Consider the following 18,968-nt stretch of genomic DNA (forward strand, 5'->3'; position numbering starts at 1 on the left):
TATGAGTGTGCTTATTAAATTAAAAAAAATAAATCTCAAATACCAAACTGGTAAAGAAAGCATCAGTGTTTTAAAGAATATTGATCTAACCATTAAGAAAAAAGAGACAGTTTCTGTCGTTGGTGAAAGTGGATCTGGTAAAACTAGTTTAATCATGTTGGTTGGAGGACTAGAAAAACCAACTTCAGGTAAAATTATTTTTCAAGATCAAGAAATTACAGGTTTAAATGAGGATGAAGTATCAGAAATTAGAAAGAAGAATATTGGAATTATATTTCAATCCTTCTATTTAATTCCAAATTACACAGCAGTTGAAAACGTTGCTTTAACACTAGAATTAAATAATTTTAAAAATCCTGAGAGTGAGGCAAAAAATTTATTAGATAGATTTGGTTTAAAGCACCGATTTAATAATTTACCTAGTCAGTTATCTGGTGGTGAACAGCAAAGAGTTGCGATTGCAAGAGCTATAGCAATGAAGCCTGAATTAATCTTAGCTGATGAACCTACAGGAAACTTGGACACTGAAAACTCATTAATGATTTCGGATATTCTATTTAAATATGTAAAAGAGGAAGGATCTTCTTTAATCATGGTAACGCACGATCCAAAACTTGCAAACAAAGCAAAAAGAAAAATCAAAATAAAAGATGGAAAAATTAAATAATCGATCTGAATTTAGTTTGATTTTTAAATATGCTTTGAAGGATTTAAGCAGAAACTATCACAAAATCTCAAGTATTATTGTTACTCTATTTATCAGTCTCTTTATATTAAGTGCTATTTTTACAATTGAAGATAGTCTTAAAAAGGAACTGAACGATAATGCAAAAGCTTTATTGGGTGGCGATTTAGAAATTGATTACAATCGTAACCAAGGAAATCTAGAACTAGTTAATCAGGTAAAAGAATTTGCAACTGTATCTCAAATGATTGAGTTCAGTACGATGCTTTCAACAACTGGAAGAGAAAAAAATAAATCGTTATTTACTAGAATTAAAACAGTTGATGAAAAATACCCGTTATATGGCGAAGTAGTATTTGAACCCGAAGGTGCTTATGAGCGAATGCAAAAGGAACCAAATACTATTTTAATTAATGAAAGTTTGTCAAAAACACTAAATATAAAACTTAATGAACAAGTTAAAGTTCAAGACCAAAACTTTACAGTTATAGGAATAATAAAATCAGTACCAGATGTAAGTGGATTTGTTGCTTTTGGTGATTGGGCACTCGCAGGAAAGCAAACATTAGAGATATTAAAACTAAACGGGATTGGAAGCTTTTTAAACTACGAATATAAAGTAAAATTTAATGAAGGAGATAACCCTGAAGAGTTAGAAAAACGAATTGAGAATATTTTTAAAGATGATCAAAAAGTAAAGCTTCGTTATCCTGAAAATTCAGCAAGTGGAATAAAGAGAATAATTAACAATTTTTCACAATTTTTATCTCTTGTTTCAATAAGTGCGATGTTGATTGCTGGTATTGGAATTGCAAACACCCTTCTCTCTTTTATTAATCAAAACAATATGTCAATTGCAGTTAGAAAAGCAGTTGGATTTTACTCAGGAAATATAAAGACACTTTATTATCTTCAATTATTAATATTGTTGTTTGTAATTACTGTTATTTCTTATGGCTCTAGTTTTTTAATAGTCCCTATAGCTGATAAATACTTATCAGATGGACTTGGATTAAATGTTTATCCAGTATTTTCTATAGTTAATTTTATTAAAATATTTTTAGTAGGTTTGTTGGTACTTGTAATATTTTCTATCCCAACAATAAGTTCAATTGACCAAGTAAAAGCATCTAATTTATTTAGAAATGTTTTTCAAAACCTACAATTTTATTATTCAAAAAAGTCTGTTGTTTTAAGTTTTATTTTGCTCTCTATTTTAGTTTTATTATTTACAGTTGGTTCAGAGCAACCGACTTACAGTCTTGGTTATTTTGCTGCATTTTTTGTGTGTTTAATTGTGTTTTTCTTTCTTTCAAGAATAATTATATTTTTTCTTAAAAAATTTAAATCAAGCTCCAATATTTCATTAAAGGTATCAATTAAGAATATCACTCAAACTAAAAGTATCACTCCAATTACTATAATGTCTTTAGGTTTAGGAGTTACTTTACTTTTAACATTGGCGTTGGTTGGAACAAATTTTCAAAGAGAAATTGCTAAATCAATTCCTGATATTGCACCTGATTATTTCTTTGTAGGAATTCAAAAAGGAGAGCGTGAAAAGTTTGAGCAAGGAATATTAAAGATGGATCCAGATGCAGACATTGAAGTTGTTCCTATGGTCTCATCTGGCATTACAAAAATTAATGGCATTAATCCAAATACTTATATTAAGCCTGATAATGATAGTTATTGGGTAATAGGAAGTGAGAGAAGATCCTCATGGGTGGAAGATGTTCCTGAAGATAATCCATTAGTTGCTGGAGAATGGTGGGATTTAAATAAACCTAATCAACTTCAGATATCTTTAGATGCTAAAGTTGCAAGAGATTTTAACATTCAATTAGGAGATATTTTTACTTTAAATATATATGGAAGAGAAATAGATGGCGAAGTGATTAATTTTAGAGAAGTTGATTATCGAGATTTAAGTATTAACTTTGCAATGCTATTTAATCCTCAGTTCGCTCAAAATATTCCTCATGAATATTTAGCAACAGCAAAATTTAACTCTGATAAATTTGATGAAACTGAAATGCTGGAAGTTATGCCTAGCTTGTCTATGATTAAAATTGCAGATTATCTGACAAAAGTAACAGCTGTTTTAAATAAAGTATTCATTGCAGTTACTCTAATATCAGCTGTAACTATTGTGATTGGTTTAATTGTTATTTCAAGTGCAATTATGGTTCAAGGTAAGGTCAAAGAGTATCAAAACTTAGTATTTAAAATTCTAGGCTTTTCAAAAAAAGAAATAATCCTCTCATCATTAATAGAATTTATCATTATATTTAAATCAGTCATACTGATTGCAATATTTTTTGCAGTAATTGGTTCAAAATTTATTATGGAAAATATCTTTGAACTTGTATGGATGTTTGATTTTAAAGTTTTAATCTACTTAGGTTTTTCAATCGGATTTGTAACATTGATATTGATTATGTTAACAAATTTAAAATATCTAAATCCAAAAGTTTATCCTTTGATTAGAAATCAATAATTAAAATTTTGTAATTTTACTATCTAAAGCAATTACATTTAATTCCACTTTTAGTTTTGGAAATCTTTTTTTAATTTCCTTTTTAAGTTTATTAAATGAGTCTTGATGTATTTTTTTTTCATTTGCTGGTGTAAATTCTTTTTTTCCATTAGCAATTTTTGCAGCACCGCAATCTTTGTGATTTATAACAATAAGCTTTTCTATTTTATGAAGCTGTATTGAAGTTCCAAGATTATCATAAAAAGTATTATGCCATTTTTTAAATTTATTATGTGTGACCCCTACCGCAGCACCAGCAATTGTAAAAGCACTATACTTACCAGTTAATTTTTTTTTCTTTAAATGATTGTGAACTAAATGTTGAAATCTTGGGTCCATACAAGATAACACCATTGCTTTAAACTTTGACTTCATGAATTAAACTCCACTTTATACATTGCCTCATTCCTTCTATTCATTGGAAGGGTAAAAGGACTATCATATGTAGCTCTAATAGGTGGACTTATAATTGAAATATTATTTTTGTTTAACTCTTTTTCTAGGATTTCTTTATGTTTTATGAAATTTCCATCAGAAGCTCGACCAGAATATCTAAGCACAGCATAATATCCTCCTTCAATATTTACTATTCTTACATCATTTCTACTTGGGTTAGGTACGTTATCTGAATTAAACTTTGAAGGTAAATAAAACTGCATAGTCATATTTCCATTTTTTTCTACTTGAGTGACTGGAGTAGTCATTGCTATTTTTTCCTGTGTGTCATTTCTTCCAGAAATGTAATTAAATAATTTTCTAAAATTACTATCTATTCCAGCTCTAGAGGTTTCAACTGCTAAACGATCAGAATATTTTCTGATCTCATAAATTTCATTTTTATCAACTACTTCATACTTTGCTTCTTCATTAGCCATGACAATAGAATACGGTAAAAGAAAGAAAGTACAAAATAGAAGAATTAATAGTTTATTTAACTTCATGGTTAAATAACTTTATATTCAAAATTTTGTGTAGTTTCATTAATTTGAACTAATTTTGCCCCATTTCTTTCATGAAAATTTGTTGCCATTTCAGTTAAAGGTGAAAGTGTGACTAGTCTGTTTAAATGATTGGATTTTTTTATCTTTTTAAACACTTCTTTTACAATTAACTTTCCTCCACCTTTTTTCTTTGACCATACTGTATAAGCAATAGCAATTTGACCACCTTTTTGATCTCTCATTGCACTTTGTAGAAAAGCATCAGTACTTAATTTTTCAAGTTCATCCACACTTTTGGGAATTTGATTTGTATAAGCAAAACACATAACAGCATGAATTTCACCTTGATACTTGACCCCATAAATTTTTCTTCCAAATCCTGTTCTAAATTTATTGTCTAACTCTGGTCGAACTGGATCTTCCTCTACATTACATTCTTTAAGTTCAACAAGTTTGGCACCTTTTACCCAACCAAAAAAATTATCAATTTTTTTATTAAGAACTTGTTTATTTTTCCTTATTCTTGCTTTTATTCTAGGATTAAATTTTTTTTTCATATTAAATAATCATATAAAAGTTTTGAACTACTTATAAAAATTAAAATATATAAAATATTATAAAATAATTTTTCATTTATAATTTTAATTAATCGATAACCAATTAGTATTCCTATAAAAGCAATTGGAAATAAAAATACTGATTGTTTAAAGGTCACTAAGTTTGTCATTGAAAGGTTAATATATAAAGGAAGCTTTATTAGATTAACAAAAGTAAAAAATATAATTCTTGTTCCTACATAAATTTCTTTCTGCATCCTTAAAGGAAGCATATAAACACTTACAGGTGTTCCTCCTGCATGGACACAGAAACTTGTAAAGCCAGCTATGACAGAACAAATACTTCCTTTGATAGAATTTTTTTGAGATTTGGCTTCTTTATCTTTTTTAAAAAAAAAATAATGACCTGCAAAAATAAATCCCATTAAACCAATCATAAATTTTAATAACTCTTCAGAAAAATATGTGAACGTGAAAGATGCAATTATTATTCCAACAGCAGCAAATGGAACCATTAACTTTAAAGTACCTAAGTCATATTCTTTTCTATATTTATAAACTGCAATAAAATCTGAAAATATTAAAATTGGCAAAATTATTCCTAATGCTTGGTTCAAAGGCATTACAATGGTCATTAATGGAATAGATATTAAAGTCATCGATCCACCCAACCCTGATTTTGCAATACCGTACAAAATTATTGCTGGTACAACTGTGAAGAAAAATAATAAGTTTATTTCCATTTGTTTAATGAATTTAATAGTTTTGAGCCTAAAGGACTAATCGGTTCTTGAAGGATTATTTCTTTTCCTGTTTTTTGTTTAACCAACTGTAATAATTTTGTTGCTATTCCTTTTTTTCTAAAAATTGGATTAACAAAAATGTACTCCACTTCTCCCTTTTCATTAAATCGAACAAATCCAAGTGTTGTATTTTCATTTTTATAAGTAAAAACACCATCCGCTTCATCTAATTTATAAGTAGATAAATCAATGCTGTTCATAAATCCTAGTAATTAAGGAGCAAAAGGATAATTGCTATTGCAGCAACTATAGAACTAACAACGATATAATTAAGCTTAATATTGAACTTTTTCTCAACAAAATCAGTTATTTTTTCCCAAAATAATACGATCAGAAAAATTATTATGGCAGGTAAAATATATTTAATCATAGTTTAAGATTTATCGTCACTAACATAAACAGAAACCCCACGACTATTTAAGTCTACATCGAATTTTTTATGTAGTGGTGGAAATGCTCTTTGTGAACAATCTAATCTGTCACAGGTTCTACATGAAACACCAATAGGAATTTCCGTTGATTTATCATTAATGTTCATATTTTCAGTATAAATAAAATCTTTTGCATATTTTGCCTCACAACCTAAACCTATAGATAATACATTTTTAGATTGACCAAATCTTCCAATTCCTTTTTCTACAGTTTTTGCAATACAAACATATTTTTCACCATTATTCATTTTACTAACTGCTGTATGTAAAACTCCTGGAGTAGTGAATGCAGTATAAACATTCCATCTAGGACAAGCTCCACCATATCTTGGTATATCAATTCCAGATAAAGAAAATCTCTTTGAAATATTTCCAGCCATATCAACTCTTAAGAAATGAAATGGAATACCTGGTAGTTTTGGATCTTGCAAACATGTAACTCTGTGAGCTACTTGTTCAAATGAAGTTGCAAATGTATTTTGCAATAATTCTAAATCATATTTTAATTTTTTACATTCAGAATGAAATAGTTTGTATGGCATCAAAATTGCAGCACCACAATAATTTAACAAAGCAACTTTAGTAAGTTTTTTCGATTCTTCTGATGGAAAACTAAACTTAGTTAAATAATATTCAACATCTTTAATTGCACCCAGTTGTGCAATTTGAGAGGCAGCATGTAATTTTTTTGTTTCTAAAGAACTATAATCACTTAGTAATAACTCTTTTTTACTTTTGTTATAGATTTTTGAAAATGGTTTACTCTCATCCGGAATAACATCTTTTACAGTTATTGAATATTCTGACAGTAAATAATCACACAGAGATAAATATCTTGTTCGATTATTTTTTTGAATTTTATTAAAAACTTTATTTGCAAACTCTTCTAACTTTGGAAAATAATTTTTATTCTCTTGAAAAAAATCAACTACCACTTCTCCAGGAAAAGAATTTTTTCTATTATCTACAATTTTTCCTGAAATTTTTTCAATCTTACTTATCAATTCATGATCTTTTTTTTTAAGAATATCTCCTAATCTTACAATTGCTTTTCCAATCTTTGGATTGGTACTTACTAAATCTTTTACTTCTGGACCTAAAATATCTAAGTCTTCAAACAAACTATCATCTAAAATTTCTGAAATTGTGTTTTGAAGATTAATATCTGTTTTAGATGTAAGATCCGACAATTGGATATTTAGTTTTTCACAAACATTTAAAAGTAAATCACCATCTATTTTTCTTTTACCGCTTTCAATTAAGTTTAAATAACTAGGAGAAATACTTAAATCTTCAGCTAATTTATTGGCTTGTAGCCCAAGTTGTCTTCTAAAAGCTCTTATTTTTGGCCCTATTTTAAGATCTATTTGACTCATTTTACTATTTGTAAATTTTGTAAATTTATTTTTACAATATTTTTTCCCTATTTACAAAGCTTTTTAACGTTTTTTATAGATTTTGTAAATTTTGTAAAATATATGACTCGTATGGATAAAAACTTAAAAAACACAGAAAATGAGGCCCAAATCATTAAAAAAGAGGATTTAGATCACCATCATAGTAAAGGAATTTACATGAGGGACGATCATTGTGATTGGGGTTCAAGTGGAATGAGTGAACTAATCGAAGCTTTAAACGATAGTAACTAATTCAACTTTTTCAATTTTCTTCAACAAAGGATTAAAAACAATGAGTGCTGAGAAAATCTCTTACGAGTTAAAAAGGTTCGCAGGTATCAAACGAGACTACACTGATGAAGAAGTGGAGAGATTAAGAGGTTCAATTAAAATTGAGTACTCACTTTGCAAAAATCAATCTGAAAAACTCTGGCATTTATTAAATACAGAAGCTTATGTTAATACTCTTGGTTCTTTGTCAGGTAACCAAGCTGTTCAACATGCAAAAGCTGGATTAAAAGCAATATATCTAAGTGGTTGGCAAGTTGCAGCAGATGCAAATACTGCTGGAGAGATGTATCCAGATCAATCTTTATATCCTTATGATAGTGCTCCTAAGTTAGTTGAATCTATGAACAACTCTTTAATTAGAGCAGATCAAATTCAGCATATGGAAATGCAAGATGGTGAAATGAAAAGAGAGGAAAAAGTAGATTATATGCTTCCAATTATAGCTGATGGTGAAGCAGGTTTTGGTGGACCATTAAATGTATTTGAATTAACTAAAAAATTTATAAGAGCTGGTGCTGCAGGTGTTCACTTTGAAGACCAATTAGCTAGTGAAAAAAAATGTGGTCATATGGGTGGAAAAGTTCTTGTTCCAACTGGTACAATGGTCAAAAACTTAAAAGCCGCAAGATTAGCTGCTGATATTGCAGAAGTTCCTTTAATTATATTAGCAAGAACTGATGCTAATGCAGCAAAACTTATTACAAATGATTTTGATGAAAATGATAAACCATTTTTAACTGGTGATAGATCTCCAGAAGGATTTCATTATGTTAAAGATGGAATTGAACAAGCTATCTCTAGAGGTTTGGCTTATGCACCGTATGCTGATTTAATTTGGTGTGAAACAGCTACTCCTAATTTAGCTGAGGCTAAAAAATTTGCAGATGCAATTCATGAAAAGTTTCCTGGAAAACTGTTAGCTTACAATTGTTCTCCATCATTCAATTGGAAAAAACATTTAAGTGATGACGAGATTGCTTCATTCCAACAAGAAATTGCTAAAATGGGTTACAAATTCCAGTTCATTACTCTTGCTGGGTTTCATACTCAAAACATTGCAATTTTTGAACTTGCTGAGAAATATAGAAAAGAAGGTATGGCTGCATATTCTAGAATTCAACAACAAGAATTTGCTAGAGAGAAAGATGGCTATACTAGCGTTAAACACCAAAGAGAAGTTGGTACGTCTTATTTTGATGCAGTCTCAAATACTATTAGTAGCGGCCAAAGCTCGACAACAGCAATGGCTGGTTCTACTGAATCTGAACAGTTTTAAAAAAAAATAACTTCCCTCTCCATTTTTTTTTGATAGCCCTTAATATAACTAGGGCTATTTTTTTTATTTGTAATTAATACTCAGACTGTTAAGCCTCTCAAATGTCTAATAAAAATTTTGGTTTTGGAACACAAATAAGAAAATCTCCTTATTTCGATGCTACTGTAAAATGGGGAGCAACAGGTTTTTCTGTATATAATCACATGTATATTCCAAGGGATTTTGGAAGTCCTGAGCAAAACTTTTGGAACCTTATTGAAAAATCAATTTTATGTGATGTTGCAGTCGAAAGACAGGTCGAGATCACTGGTCCTGATGCATATAAATTTACTCAGCTTTTAACTCCTAGAGATCTTTCAAAGTTATCAGTTGGACAATGTAAATATGTTTTAATCGTAAACAATGATGGCGGTATCTTAAATGATCCAGTTTTATTAAGACTGGCTGAAAATCATTTTTGGTTATCTTTAGCAGATAGTGATGTTTTGTTATGGGCACAAGGTGTTGCAGTTAACTCAGGTTTAGATGTTAAAATATCTGAACCAGATGTATCCCCTCTACAGTTACAAGGCCCTACCTCACAAGAAATAATGGTCAAACTATTTGGTAAAGATATCAGAGATCTTAAATATTATTGGTTAAGAGAATATGAACTTGATGGAATTCCATTAATTGTATCAAGAACTGGTTGGTCAAGTGAACTTGGTTACGAAATATATTTAAGAGATGGCTCAAGAGGTAATGAACTTTATGAAAAAATAATGGAAGCTGGTAAAGAACATGGTATTCAACCTGGTCATACATCCTCTATTAGAAGAATAGAAGGTGGTATGCTTTCTTATCACGCAGATGCAGATATTCATACAAATCCATTCGAATTAGGATTTGATCGATTAGTTAATTTAGATGCTGATATAAATTTTATAGGTAAAGAAGCACTTAAAAAAATCAAGCAAGAAGGAATTAAAAGAAAACAAGTTGGTCTTATCATTGATTGTGATCCATTATCAGGACCAAACACAACTTTTTGGCAGATTGAAAAAGATGGCAAGACAATTGGTAAGGTAACTTCAGCTGTATATTCACCTAGATTGAAAAAGAATATTGCACTTGCAATGATTGAAGTTAATCATTCAGAGTTAGGCAATAAATTAGACATAGAAACTCACGAAAGAAAATGTTCTGCTACAATAGTAGAAAAACCTTTTTACGACCCAAAAAAGAAAATAGCTAGTAGCTAAGATTTAATATTGTATCCTTTTTTCAATAGAACTGTAACAACAGTTACACATGACATCAAAAATACTACCATTGAAATAACACTCACCCAAATATTGAAATCTGAAACACCATAAAAGGCAAATCTTAAACCATTAATTAAATAAACAACTGGGTTAAAATAAGTAACTGTTTGCCAAAACTCAGGCAACATATCTAAAGAATATAAACTACCACCTAAAAATACCATTGGCGTAATAACTAAAGTTGGGATGATAGACATTTGCTCAAAATTAGAGCTCATTAAACCAATTAAAAAACCAAATAAAGCAAATGTAAATGCTACTAATACTAACAAAAATATCATTAACAATGGATACATTACTTGAACCTCAACAAAAAACGTTGATGTTAAAAATATAACTAATCCGACTATAAGAGTTTTAGTAGCACCAGCACCCACAAAAGCTAAAACAATTTCAAAAGTTGAAATTGGTGCAGCTAAAATTTCATAAATAGTTCCATTAAATTTTGGAAAAAATATCCCAAATGAAGTGTTACTGATTGACTGAGTTAACAACGTTAACATTAAAAGACCAGGAACAATAAAAGATCCATAACTAATTCCATCAATCTTTTCTACATATCCACCAATTACAGATCCAAAAACAATAAAATAAAGAGAGGTTGATAGAACTGGTGAAAATAATGATTGCATCAATGTTCTCTTAAATCGATCCATTTCATGTAAGTACATTGCTCTAAATGCGTAATAATTAAACTTCATTGTTCTCCTTTACTAATGTCACAAATATTTTTTCTAAAGTAGTTTGTTCAGTTTTTAAATCTTGTAATTTTAAATTTGCATCTTTTAAATCTTGTAACAAGTTAGTTATTCCAGTGCTTTTAGCTCTAACATTATATGTGTAATTGATTGATTTTTTATCTTCTCCAATTTCTAAATTATACTTATCTAAACTGCTTGGGATTTCAGTGATTTCTTCTTGAAGATCTACTGTAAGCTTTTTATGTCCCATTTTTTTCAATAATTCTTTTGTTTCATCAACAACGATAATTTCTCCTTGATTGATTACTCCTACTCTATCAGCGATTGCTTCTGCTTCTTCAATATAATGAGTGGTAAGAATAATTGTAACACCAGTTTTTCTTAGTGTTTCAACTACCTTCCACATGTCTTGACGTAATTCAACATCAACACCAGCTGTTGGCTCATCTAAAAATAATATAGTTGGCTCGTGAGACAATGCTTTTGCAATTAATACCCGTCTCTTCATTCCTCCAGACAACTGTCTTAATCTTAAATCTTTTTTATCCCATAAGCTTAAGTCTTTTAAAATTTTTTCAATATGTTTTGGATCTGGTTTTTTTCCATACAAACCTCTTGAATAAGAGACATTGTTAAAAACTGTTTCAAATTGTTCTAAAGTTAATTCTTGTGGAACTAATCCAATTCTGGATCTTGTTTCTCTGTAATCATCAATGATATCAAAATCATCTACAGTAACTTTTCCTGAAGATGGTCGAACGATTCCACAAATAATACTTATAAGAGTAGTTTTACCCGCACCATTTGGTCCAAGCATTGCAAAAATTTCACCTTTTTTAATGTTTAGGTTTATTTTCTTTAAGGCTTCAAAGCCATTATCGTAGACTTTTGATAGATTATTTATGCTTATTTGATCAGACATGAACTAGGCATATATAGAGACAATTTATTGTATTACAATATTTTAAAATTTGTTTACAATCCACGATTAATGAGAAAAATTTTTGTATTTATTTGTTTTATCTTTGCATTCACTACTAATGGGATGGCTAAAGAAACAACTTATACTAAAGAGCTGTTTGATAAGGCTTTAGCGGATGGAAAAGTTGTGGTGGTTAGTTCTTGGGTTAAATATTGCACATCTTGTGCCAGCCAAATGAAAGTTCTTGATAAAGCAAAAAATGATTTTGATAATATTGAATACTTTAAATTTGATGTAACCAATAAGGAAATTGCTAAATTTTTTAATGTTCAATATCAAACAACCCTTTTAATTTTTAAAGATAATAAAGAAGTTTACAGAAGTATTGGTGAGACTACCAAAGAACTTATTTATGATGCTTTAAAATCAGTGATCTAAATCAATTACTTTTCAATTTCAAAATTACTGCTGGTAAAAAAGTTGCAACGACAAATGATAAAAATAATAAAGATTGTGCAACAAAAGGTGAAAATAGATCTTTAGACATCAATCCCCCAACCAATAAACTCTTAGAAAAATCTGGATAAGGAAACATTAAAAACCCACCAATTAAACCAATTATAATTGAAACATATGCAGTTTTTTCATTTACCTTGTTGTAAAAGCTGTAAAAGACTGTGAACACAAACGCACAACAAAGTAAATCTGCAAGTAAAAATAAATACAAAATATCAAATCCTTTTGATGCAACACCAAATGCAATCAATGATAAAAATACGATAAAGTATTTAGAAATTTTTAAATAATCTGTTTTTTTATCTAAATTAAAAGTTGCTTTGCCATCAACAACAAACAAACTTGATATCGCATTAACCAATGTATCAACTGTTGAAATTGTTAAAGCTAATCCAAGAACAATAATAATTAAGGAAAGCATTTCGGTTTGTTCTTTTAACAATAAAGTAAAAAATCCTAAATCAGCTCTTGCTGAGGGATCAATAGAAAATGAAACCATTCCAATAAAGCCCATTAAAAAAACTATTGGAACAATTACAAAAAACGAAATGATTAATGCTGATTTTAAAGTGTTGTAATCTTTAGCAGCATAAACCCTTTGCCAATTTCCTTGGTGAAATAAATTTGTAGCAGCAACTGCAATAAAAAAAGTTAATCCAGCTGTATAACTTGGAATATAAGATGAACTTAATAATTGAGGATTTTTTTCTTTAATCAATGCAAAAGAAAAATTATCTCCTGTTGATGAACTGATAATTAAAATTAGGATTAATAAAAGAAAGCCAATTACAATCATTTGAATATTATCAGTAAATATAGAAGCTCTTAGACCGCCATAAAGCGTGTAAGTTAAAGTGGCTAAAAGTACTATTAATGCAGTGATCCAAAGATCTGTACCTGATAAATAATTGATTAAAACCGCAACAGCTGTCACCTCTGCACAAAGAAAAATAAACATGTAAAAAATTGTCATTAACAAAATCAGTTTAAATAAACTTTTTCCAAATTTTTTTCTCATAAACTCAATTAGAGAAGAACCTTTTGGAAACTCAGATCTAATTTTTCTTCCAAAATAGATTAAGAAAATCATTGGAAAAGCTGTACCAAGTGCATAACCAATAACAGCCCCTATTCCACCCCATGTAGAAGCAGCAACAGGGCCAAATAAAATCCATGCTCCTAAAGCAGATGCAACAAGACTGGTTGTTAATGAAAATAATTCTATATTTCTATTTGCTGTTAAATAGTTACTTATTCCTTGGAATTTTTTAGAATGATAAATTCCTAATGCAGCAAATACCAAACTAATAATAATTACTAATATTAATGATGATGATTGACTTAAAAAGTATGTGTTATCCATTTTATCCCTTTCTGAATTACCGGACAGGTTCGTAGGGTTTAATCTCAGTCTGTTAAGACACCCCTTTATTTAAATATATATTTAATTTTAAGTTTTTAAACTAAAATATTAAGTTATATTATAAGAGTTATGAACTACAAAGCATCACCAAAAAGATATTCCAACATGAAATATAGAAGATGTGGAAAGAGTGGTGTTGATCTACCTTTAATAAGCCTTGGTCTTTGGCATAATTTTGGTGGTAAACAACTTACATCTGAAGCAAAGAAAATGTTGTTTTATTCTTTTGATTCAGGGATTACTCATTTTGATTTAGCAAATAATTATGGTCCACCAGCAGGAAGTGCTGAGGCTAATTTTGGAAAAATTTTAAGTAAAGAATTTAAAAGATATAGAGATGAATTAATTATCTCATCTAAAGCAGGTTATGATATGTGGGAAGGACCTTACGGTGAATGGGGTTCAAAAAAATATATCATTGCAAGCTGTGATCAAAGTTTAAAGAGAATGGGATTGGATTATGTAGATATTTTTTATTCGCATAGATTTGATCCAAATACACCATTAGAAGAAACAGCAGATGCTTTAGAGCTTATTTATAGATCTGGTAAAGCTCTTTATATTGGTATTTCTTCTTATTCTTCAAAGAAAACAATTGAGATGTTTAATATTTTAAAGAAAAGAAACATTAAAATATTTATCCATCAACCTTCTTACTCTTTAATAAATAGATGGTTTGAAAAAGACTTGGATAAAAATTTGATTAAATTGGGAATTGGAACTATTGCTTTTTCACCATTGGCACAAGGCATGTTGTCGGATAAATATTTAAAAGGAATTCCAAAAGCATCAAGAGCAAGTGATCCAAAATCTGCATTAGATAAAAGTTTCATAACTAAAAGAAACATAAAGATAATTTCAGATTTAAATCAAATTGCTAAAAAAAGAGGTCAAACATTATCGCAAATGGCTTTAGCTTGGGTTTTAAATAATAAAGCAGTCACTACAGCTTTAATTGGTGCGAGTAGTGTAAAACAAATAAAAGAAAATATTGAAAGTCTAAATAATTTAAATTTTTCTAAATCTCAACTTAAAGAAATAAATAAAAAAGCTAAAGACGGAAATATTAATAAGTGGGCAAGATCTAGTTCTTATTAAAAGAAGTGTTTTTCAATTAAATAATGAAGAGTAAAAATAATTAAAGAAGCACAAATAATTAGAAATACTCTTTCTTGATTACTCATTATTGTTGACCTTTGTGATTCATTATTTCAATCATACACTGAGTAGCATACTCTCTCCACTCTGTAGAATTCTTATTTTTTAGGCTATTTAAATGATCTCGGTTACTTTGAATATCATCTTTATGTTTTAGATAATCAGCACCATTAAGATTTGCTTCCATAGAAGATAGGTTAGTTTCCATTGCTTTTATCCATTCTTTCCCAAGCTCAACACATTTTTGATCATCCTTTTCATCACAGATTTGTTTGAAAAAATTAAAAATAACATCATCAGTATTAACTGAAGTGTTCATATCTTATTGCTCAATACAGGTTCCAATTGAGTCTGGACCACATGTCTTACCATTAGTCCAAGTAGCACCAATCAGATTTGCATTTTCAAAATTTGCATTAGTAATGTTTGCAGATGTAAAATTTGCTTCCATTAAATTAGCATTTTGAAAATTAGCTTCAATTAGAGTTGCTCCCATGAAATCAACTCTAGTTAAGTTTGCATTAGTGAAATTTGTTTTTTCAAAATTGCCACCAATACTAATTGTTTCATAAAGATTAGCTCTAACAAATGTAGATTCTGGAAAAGTTCCAAAAGATAAATTTGAATTCATCATAATACTTTTATCTAAATTTACTTGCACAAAACTTGCAAAAGATAAATTAGAGTTAGGTAAATAACTACCTTGTAGATCTTGTGCATCTGAAAATCTGCATTTAGAATAATCTACGCCATCTGTTAATGGATCATCACATGCAGCATTTGAATTTGAAACAAAAAAGAAACTAAAGAATATTAAAAGAAGTATTTTTTTCATAATCAAAACTAACAAATAAAATATGTCAAAACAATGAAGGTTTATGCCTTTAAAAATAATTTAACATTATAAATTAATGTATTTTTGAAGTATAAAAATCAACCTATGAAAGAATATAACATTGCTTCAATAGCAGGAGATGGAATAGGAAAAGAAGTAGTTCCTGAAGGCTTAAAAGTATTAAAAGACGCTGCTGAAAAACATCAATTCAAAATAAATTTTACAGAATATGATTTTGCTTCATGTGATTATTATGAAAAACATGGAAAAATGCTTCCAGATGATTGGAAAGAAAAATTAGGAAAACATGATGCGATATTCTTTGGTGCAGTTGGAATGCCAGATCAAGTTCCAGATCATATATCTTTATGGGGATCCTTACTTCAGTTTAGAAGAGAATTTGATCAATATATCAATCTTAGACCAGTAAAATTATTTCCTGGAATAAATCCTCCTTTAGCAAATAAAAAACCAGGTGACATTGATATGCTGATTGTTAGAGAAAATACTGAAGGTGAATACTCTTCTGTTGGTGGAAGGATGTTTAAAAATACTGATAGAGAAATAGCTATTCAGGAAACTATCATGTCTGCGCATGGAGTAGATAGAGTTCAAAAATTTGCTTTTGAATTAGCAAAACAAAGAAAAAGAAAAAAATTAACCAATGCAACAAAATCAAATGGTATTTCAATTACAATGCCGTTTTGGGATGAGCGTTTTAATGAAATGAAAAAAAATTATCCAGATATTGAAACCGATCAATATCATATAGATATTTTGGTTGCTAGATTTGTACTTAATCCTGAATGGTTTGATGTTGTTGTTGCATCTAATTTATTTGGAGACATCCTTTCTGATTTAGGACCAGCTTGCACTGGAACTATTGGAATTGCTCCATCTGGAAACATTAATCCTGAAAATAAATTTCCATCTTTATTTGAACCAGTTCATGGTTCAGCGCCTGATATTGCGGGAAAAGGTATTGCTAATCCTGTAGGACAAATTTGGTCAGGAGCAATGATGTTAGATTATTTAGGAGAAAAGGAAGCTTCCAATTCAATTGTTGATGCTATTGAAAAATCTTTAAGTCAAAAAGAAAATAGAACTAAAGACTTAGGTGGAGAAGCTGATACCTTAAAATGTTCTAATTCAATATTGGCTAATCTTTAAATCTTAACCTTCTTACCAGTTTTTGCACTTTTTGTTATTGCTGCAAAAATTTTTAAAGAAATTAAACCGTCATTGCCATTAACTTTTGGCTTAACTTTTTTAGATACCACATCTGCAAAATGATCAATTTGGTTTACTAAAGTACTGTCGTCTTTTTTATTTTTATCTTCATTAACAAATATCTTATTCCACCAACTTCGCTCATTTTTATAGAACCAATATTTTAAATTAGGAAATTGCAATGATCCCTTAGTACCACCGATCATATATGCGGATTGATTAGTTATTGGATAGGCTGGGTTTTCCCCTGCAGTTAATTCATAACTCCATGGAGCAACAATTGTATCTGATAAATTTAATGTACAAAGTGCACCTGAATTAAAAATTAAACTAATTGTTGCTGTATCTTCAACTGCAAATTTTCTAGTTTTGTTGGTTGTAAATGCTTGAACGTATTTAATTGAACCAAGTAAGTAGCAAATCATATCGATATCATGGACTAAATTAATTCCTAAAGGTCCGCCTCCTTTACTAATTCTCCATTTTTCTTTGTAATAAGCTTTGTGTTTATATAACCAACACAATACATTTGCTGAAACGATGTTTCCTAATTTACCTTTATCGATTAACTCTTTTACCTTTGATACAATAGAGTTATGTCTTCTATGATACCCAATTAATAACGGCGTTTTATTTTTATTAGCGCTACTAATAATTTTTTTAGCTGAATTAATATTATCTGAAATAGGTTTTTCTAATAATACTGGAATTTTTTTCTTTAAAAAACTGACTGTATGTTTTTCATGAAGTTGATTTGGAGTAGCTACAATTACTGCATCTAAATTCTTTGAATTTAAAAGTTCGTCTACATTTGAAAATAATGGGATTTTATATTTTTTTGATAAATTTTTTGCGTTGTTACTAATATCAACTATTGAATGAAGGTTTGCTTTTTTAGATTTTGAAATTGCCTTTATATGTTGCAATCCCATTAAGCCAGTTCCAACAATGGATATGTTTATTTTTTTATTCATTTTATGAAATATTTATTTTTGTAAAGTACTTATAAAGTTTTTTAGGTTTAATTAAAGAACTTGGAAAATTTTTATTGTTTGGTGCGTCTGGGTAGTGTTGCGTTTCTAAACAAACCCCCTGGTATGGAGCAAGTTTATTTTTATACCTCAAACCTTGACTGGTATAGAGCTGTACACCAGGAAGATTTGAATAAAAGTCTAATTGAATATTAGTTTTTTTATTTTTTAGAGAGGCTAAATAATTTTTAGAATTTTTTTTAATACAATATGTTAAATCAAATCCCAATTGATTGATTGTATTAGATACTCTCTTTATTTTTTTGTTTTTAATAATGTCTATTTTTTTTCCAATATTTTGAAACTTATTAAAATCATTAATAGTATTTTTAACTTTTTTAATTTTACCAGTTGGGATTAATTTATTAGTTACTTCAAGATATTTTTCAGAGTTAATTTTTAAATCATGATTGAAAATTGTCTCTTTTTTACTCTTATTCAAGTTCCAATAACTATGATTGGTTAAACTCACATGAGTTAATTCGCTTGATTTATATTGATATTTTATAAATAAGCTTTTGTTTTTGATTTCAAAAATACACTCTGAATTTAAGTCCCCTGGGAAACCTTGGTCTAAATTTTTAGATAACAATTGATAGATAATTTTATTTTTTGAATGATGTTTAATTTTCCATTCTAATCTATCAAATCCTATTTTTCCTCCATGAAGTGTATTTCTTCCTTCGTTGCCTTCAAGTTTATAAATCTTATTTTTAATCTTAAATCTTGAATTTGAAATTCTGCCTGCGTACCTGCCGCAAGTAGCACCCACATAAAAATTCTTACTGCCATAATTTTTTGTAGGACCTAGGTTTAAGATTAAATTAATTTTCCTTTGCTTGTCATAAACTTCATATAAACAAGCACCAATATTAATTGACTTAACTTTTAAATACTTACTTTCTATCGTTGAACTTTGTATTTTCAC

Annotated in this window: 21 protein-coding genes; 8 read left to right on the plus strand and 13 right to left on the minus strand. The window is 28.9% G+C overall.

What is annotated here, in order from left to right; all coding sequences use genetic code 11:
- Nucleotide 1: 1 nt before the first annotated feature.
- Together ACTTA8_RS03945 and ACTTA8_RS03950 are read left to right on the plus strand one after the other, a co-directional pair.
- A complete protein-coding gene (locus ACTTA8_RS03945; protein WP_440654444.1) occupies nucleotides 2–667 on the plus strand; it encodes an ABC transporter ATP-binding protein in 666 nt (221 codons plus the stop codon).
- Complete coding sequence (locus tag ACTTA8_RS03950; protein ID WP_440654446.1) at nucleotides 651–3,185, plus strand: ABC transporter permease; 2,535 nt, start codon at nucleotides 651–653, stop codon at nucleotides 3,183–3,185. The genes ACTTA8_RS03945 and ACTTA8_RS03950 overlap by 17 nt, the downstream gene beginning before the upstream one ends.
- Here the strand turns inward: ACTTA8_RS03950 and ACTTA8_RS03955 are convergent, their stop codons facing one another.
- The 6 genes from ACTTA8_RS03955 to ACTTA8_RS03980 all read right to left on the minus strand — a co-directional run bounded on the left by ACTTA8_RS03955 (nucleotide 3,186) and on the right by ACTTA8_RS03980 (nucleotide 7,332).
- Nucleotides 3,186–3,599 carry a carbonic anhydrase gene (locus ACTTA8_RS03955; RefSeq protein ID WP_440614538.1) on the minus strand — a complete coding sequence of 138 codons (414 nt, stop codon included), beginning with the start codon at nucleotides 3,597–3,599 and terminating at the stop codon, nucleotides 3,186–3,188.
- On the minus strand, nucleotides 3,596–4,165 hold the full coding sequence (locus tag ACTTA8_RS03960; protein ID WP_440654448.1) for an SOUL family heme-binding protein: 570 nt from the start codon (nucleotides 4,163–4,165) through the stop codon (nucleotides 3,596–3,598). The genes ACTTA8_RS03955 and ACTTA8_RS03960 overlap by 4 nt, the downstream gene beginning before the upstream one ends.
- Nucleotides 4,166–4,167: 2 nt before the next feature.
- Nucleotides 4,168–4,722, minus strand: a complete 555-nt coding sequence (locus tag ACTTA8_RS03965) for a hypothetical protein (RefSeq protein ID WP_440654449.1) — start codon at nucleotides 4,720–4,722, stop codon at nucleotides 4,168–4,170.
- Nucleotides 4,719–5,465 carry a sulfite exporter TauE/SafE family protein gene (locus tag ACTTA8_RS03970; RefSeq protein ID WP_440654450.1) on the minus strand — a complete coding sequence of 249 codons (747 nt, stop codon included), beginning with the start codon at nucleotides 5,463–5,465 and terminating at the stop codon, nucleotides 4,719–4,721. The genes ACTTA8_RS03965 and ACTTA8_RS03970 overlap by 4 nt, the downstream gene beginning before the upstream one ends.
- Nucleotides 5,456–5,725: a GNAT family N-acetyltransferase gene (locus ACTTA8_RS03975; protein WP_440614542.1), complete on the minus strand. Its 270-nt coding sequence runs from the start codon at nucleotides 5,723–5,725 to the stop codon at nucleotides 5,456–5,458. Before ACTTA8_RS03975 ends, ACTTA8_RS03970 begins: the two co-directional genes overlap by 10 nt.
- A gap of 173 nt (nucleotides 5,726–5,898) precedes the next feature.
- Nucleotides 5,899–7,332: a helix-turn-helix domain-containing protein gene (locus ACTTA8_RS03980; RefSeq protein ID WP_440618586.1), complete on the minus strand. Its 1,434-nt coding sequence runs from the start codon at nucleotides 7,330–7,332 to the stop codon at nucleotides 5,899–5,901.
- A 111-nt stretch (nucleotides 7,333–7,443) separates the two neighbouring features.
- On the opposite strand from ACTTA8_RS03980, the gene ACTTA8_RS03985 reads away from it, so the two are divergent.
- The 3 genes from ACTTA8_RS03985 (at nucleotide 7,444) to ACTTA8_RS03995 (ending at nucleotide 10,161) form a co-directional block, all read left to right on the plus strand.
- Nucleotides 7,444–7,605 (plus strand): hypothetical protein, encoded by a 162-nt coding sequence (locus tag ACTTA8_RS03985; protein ID WP_440614544.1) that lies wholly within the window; start codon nucleotides 7,444–7,446, stop codon nucleotides 7,603–7,605.
- A gap of 40 nt (nucleotides 7,606–7,645) precedes the next feature.
- Nucleotides 7,646–8,920 carry an isocitrate lyase gene (aceA, locus tag ACTTA8_RS03990; RefSeq protein WP_440654451.1) on the plus strand — a complete coding sequence of 425 codons (1,275 nt, stop codon included), beginning with the start codon at nucleotides 7,646–7,648 and terminating at the stop codon, nucleotides 8,918–8,920.
- 101 nt (nucleotides 8,921–9,021) lie between these two features.
- A complete protein-coding gene (locus ACTTA8_RS03995; protein WP_440618588.1) occupies nucleotides 9,022–10,161 on the plus strand; it encodes a glycine cleavage T C-terminal barrel domain-containing protein in 1,140 nt (379 codons plus the stop codon).
- Here the strand turns inward: ACTTA8_RS03995 and ACTTA8_RS04000 are convergent.
- Nucleotides 10,158–10,925: an ABC transporter permease gene (locus ACTTA8_RS04000; RefSeq protein ID WP_262589435.1), complete on the minus strand. Its 768-nt coding sequence runs from the start codon at nucleotides 10,923–10,925 to the stop codon at nucleotides 10,158–10,160. The two genes, ACTTA8_RS03995 and ACTTA8_RS04000, sit on opposite strands and share 4 nt — an antisense overlap.
- Nucleotides 10,915–11,847 (minus strand): ABC transporter ATP-binding protein, encoded by a 933-nt coding sequence (locus ACTTA8_RS04005; RefSeq protein WP_262589436.1) that lies wholly within the window; start codon nucleotides 11,845–11,847, stop codon nucleotides 10,915–10,917. Before ACTTA8_RS04005 ends, ACTTA8_RS04000 begins: the two co-directional genes overlap by 11 nt.
- A gap of 69 nt (nucleotides 11,848–11,916) precedes the next feature.
- Between ACTTA8_RS04005 and ACTTA8_RS04010 the strand changes: the two genes are divergently transcribed.
- Complete coding sequence (locus ACTTA8_RS04010) at nucleotides 11,917–12,285, plus strand: thioredoxin family protein (RefSeq protein WP_440654452.1); 369 nt, start codon at nucleotides 11,917–11,919, stop codon at nucleotides 12,283–12,285.
- A gap of 1 nt (nucleotide 12,286) precedes the next feature.
- Here the strand turns inward: ACTTA8_RS04010 and ACTTA8_RS04015 are convergent, their stop codons facing one another.
- Nucleotides 12,287–13,726: a sodium:solute symporter family transporter gene (locus ACTTA8_RS04015; protein WP_440654453.1), complete on the minus strand. Its 1,440-nt coding sequence runs from the start codon at nucleotides 13,724–13,726 to the stop codon at nucleotides 12,287–12,289.
- 129 nt (nucleotides 13,727–13,855) lie between these two features.
- Between ACTTA8_RS04015 and mgrA the strand changes: the two genes are divergently transcribed.
- A complete protein-coding gene (gene mgrA, locus ACTTA8_RS04020; RefSeq protein ID WP_440654455.1) occupies nucleotides 13,856–14,884 on the plus strand; it encodes an L-glyceraldehyde 3-phosphate reductase in 1,029 nt (342 codons plus the stop codon).
- Between the two features lie 85 nt (nucleotides 14,885–14,969).
- Here the strand turns inward: mgrA and ACTTA8_RS04025 are convergent, their stop codons facing one another.
- Together ACTTA8_RS04025 and ACTTA8_RS04030 are read right to left on the minus strand one after the other, a co-directional pair.
- On the minus strand, nucleotides 14,970–15,263 hold the full coding sequence (locus tag ACTTA8_RS04025; protein WP_262589440.1) for a hypothetical protein: 294 nt from the start codon (nucleotides 15,261–15,263) through the stop codon (nucleotides 14,970–14,972).
- A 3-nt stretch (nucleotides 15,264–15,266) separates the two neighbouring features.
- Complete coding sequence (locus tag ACTTA8_RS04030; RefSeq protein ID WP_262589441.1) at nucleotides 15,267–15,779, minus strand: pentapeptide repeat-containing protein; 513 nt, start codon at nucleotides 15,777–15,779, stop codon at nucleotides 15,267–15,269.
- A 105-nt stretch (nucleotides 15,780–15,884) separates the two neighbouring features.
- Between ACTTA8_RS04030 and ACTTA8_RS04035 the strand changes: the two genes are divergently transcribed.
- Nucleotides 15,885–16,949 (plus strand): tartrate dehydrogenase, encoded by a 1,065-nt coding sequence (locus ACTTA8_RS04035; RefSeq protein ID WP_440655464.1) that lies wholly within the window; start codon nucleotides 15,885–15,887, stop codon nucleotides 16,947–16,949.
- Here ACTTA8_RS04035 and ACTTA8_RS04040 read toward each other — a convergent pair.
- Both ACTTA8_RS04040 and ACTTA8_RS04045 read right to left on the minus strand, forming a co-directional pair.
- Nucleotides 16,946–17,983, minus strand: coding sequence for a Gfo/Idh/MocA family protein (locus tag ACTTA8_RS04040; RefSeq protein WP_440652607.1), 1,038 nt, complete (start codon nucleotides 17,981–17,983; stop codon nucleotides 16,946–16,948). The two genes, ACTTA8_RS04035 and ACTTA8_RS04040, sit on opposite strands and share 4 nt — an antisense overlap.
- A 1-nt stretch (nucleotide 17,984) precedes the next feature.
- Complete coding sequence (locus ACTTA8_RS04045) at nucleotides 17,985–18,968, minus strand: aldose epimerase family protein (protein WP_440652609.1); 984 nt, start codon at nucleotides 18,966–18,968, stop codon at nucleotides 17,985–17,987.

Origin of the sequence: Candidatus Pelagibacter sp. HIMB1506 (genome assembly GCF_052047935.1) — a bacterium.
In the GTDB taxonomy this organism is placed as follows: Bacteria; Pseudomonadota; Alphaproteobacteria; order Pelagibacterales; family Pelagibacteraceae; genus Pelagibacter.

Bases quoted from the DNA above. Each gene is read 5' to 3' on its own strand.
- ACTTA8_RS03945 (WP_440654444.1), top strand. From the start codon at position 2: ATGAGTGTGCTTATTAAATTAAAAAAAATAAATCTCAAATACCAAACT.
- ACTTA8_RS03950 (WP_440654446.1), top strand. From the start codon at position 651: ATGGAAAAATTAAATAATCGATCTGAATTTAGTTTGATTTTTAAATAT.
- ACTTA8_RS03955 (WP_440614538.1), bottom strand. From the start codon at position 3,599: ATGAAGTCAAAGTTTAAAGCAATGGTGTTATCTTGTATGGACCCAAGA.
- ACTTA8_RS03960 (WP_440654448.1), bottom strand. From the start codon at position 4,165: ATGAAGTTAAATAAACTATTAATTCTTCTATTTTGTACTTTCTTTCTT.
- ACTTA8_RS03965 (WP_440654449.1), bottom strand. From the start codon at position 4,722: ATGAAAAAAAAATTTAATCCTAGAATAAAAGCAAGAATAAGGAAAAAT.
- ACTTA8_RS03970 (WP_440654450.1), bottom strand. From the start codon at position 5,465: ATGGAAATAAACTTATTATTTTTCTTCACAGTTGTACCAGCAATAATT.
- ACTTA8_RS03975 (WP_440614542.1), bottom strand. From the start codon at position 5,725: ATGAACAGCATTGATTTATCTACTTATAAATTAGATGAAGCGGATGGT.
- ACTTA8_RS03980 (WP_440618586.1), bottom strand. From the start codon at position 7,332: ATGAGTCAAATAGATCTTAAAATAGGGCCAAAAATAAGAGCTTTTAGA.
- ACTTA8_RS03985 (WP_440614544.1), top strand. From the start codon at position 7,444: ATGGATAAAAACTTAAAAAACACAGAAAATGAGGCCCAAATCATTAAA.
- aceA (WP_440654451.1), top strand. From the start codon at position 7,646: ATGAGTGCTGAGAAAATCTCTTACGAGTTAAAAAGGTTCGCAGGTATC.
- ACTTA8_RS03995 (WP_440618588.1), top strand. From the start codon at position 9,022: ATGTCTAATAAAAATTTTGGTTTTGGAACACAAATAAGAAAATCTCCT.
- ACTTA8_RS04000 (WP_262589435.1), bottom strand. From the start codon at position 10,925: ATGAAGTTTAATTATTACGCATTTAGAGCAATGTACTTACATGAAATG.
- ACTTA8_RS04005 (WP_262589436.1), bottom strand. From the start codon at position 11,847: ATGTCTGATCAAATAAGCATAAATAATCTATCAAAAGTCTACGATAAT.
- ACTTA8_RS04010 (WP_440654452.1), top strand. From the start codon at position 11,917: ATGAGAAAAATTTTTGTATTTATTTGTTTTATCTTTGCATTCACTACT.
- ACTTA8_RS04015 (WP_440654453.1), bottom strand. From the start codon at position 13,726: ATGGATAACACATACTTTTTAAGTCAATCATCATCATTAATATTAGTA.
- mgrA (WP_440654455.1), top strand. From the start codon at position 13,856: ATGAACTACAAAGCATCACCAAAAAGATATTCCAACATGAAATATAGA.
- ACTTA8_RS04025 (WP_262589440.1), bottom strand. From the start codon at position 15,263: ATGAACACTTCAGTTAATACTGATGATGTTATTTTTAATTTTTTCAAA.
- ACTTA8_RS04030 (WP_262589441.1), bottom strand. From the start codon at position 15,779: ATGAAAAAAATACTTCTTTTAATATTCTTTAGTTTCTTTTTTGTTTCA.
- ACTTA8_RS04035 (WP_440655464.1), top strand. From the start codon at position 15,885: ATGAAAGAATATAACATTGCTTCAATAGCAGGAGATGGAATAGGAAAA.
- ACTTA8_RS04040 (WP_440652607.1), bottom strand. From the start codon at position 17,983: ATGAATAAAAAAATAAACATATCCATTGTTGGAACTGGCTTAATGGGA.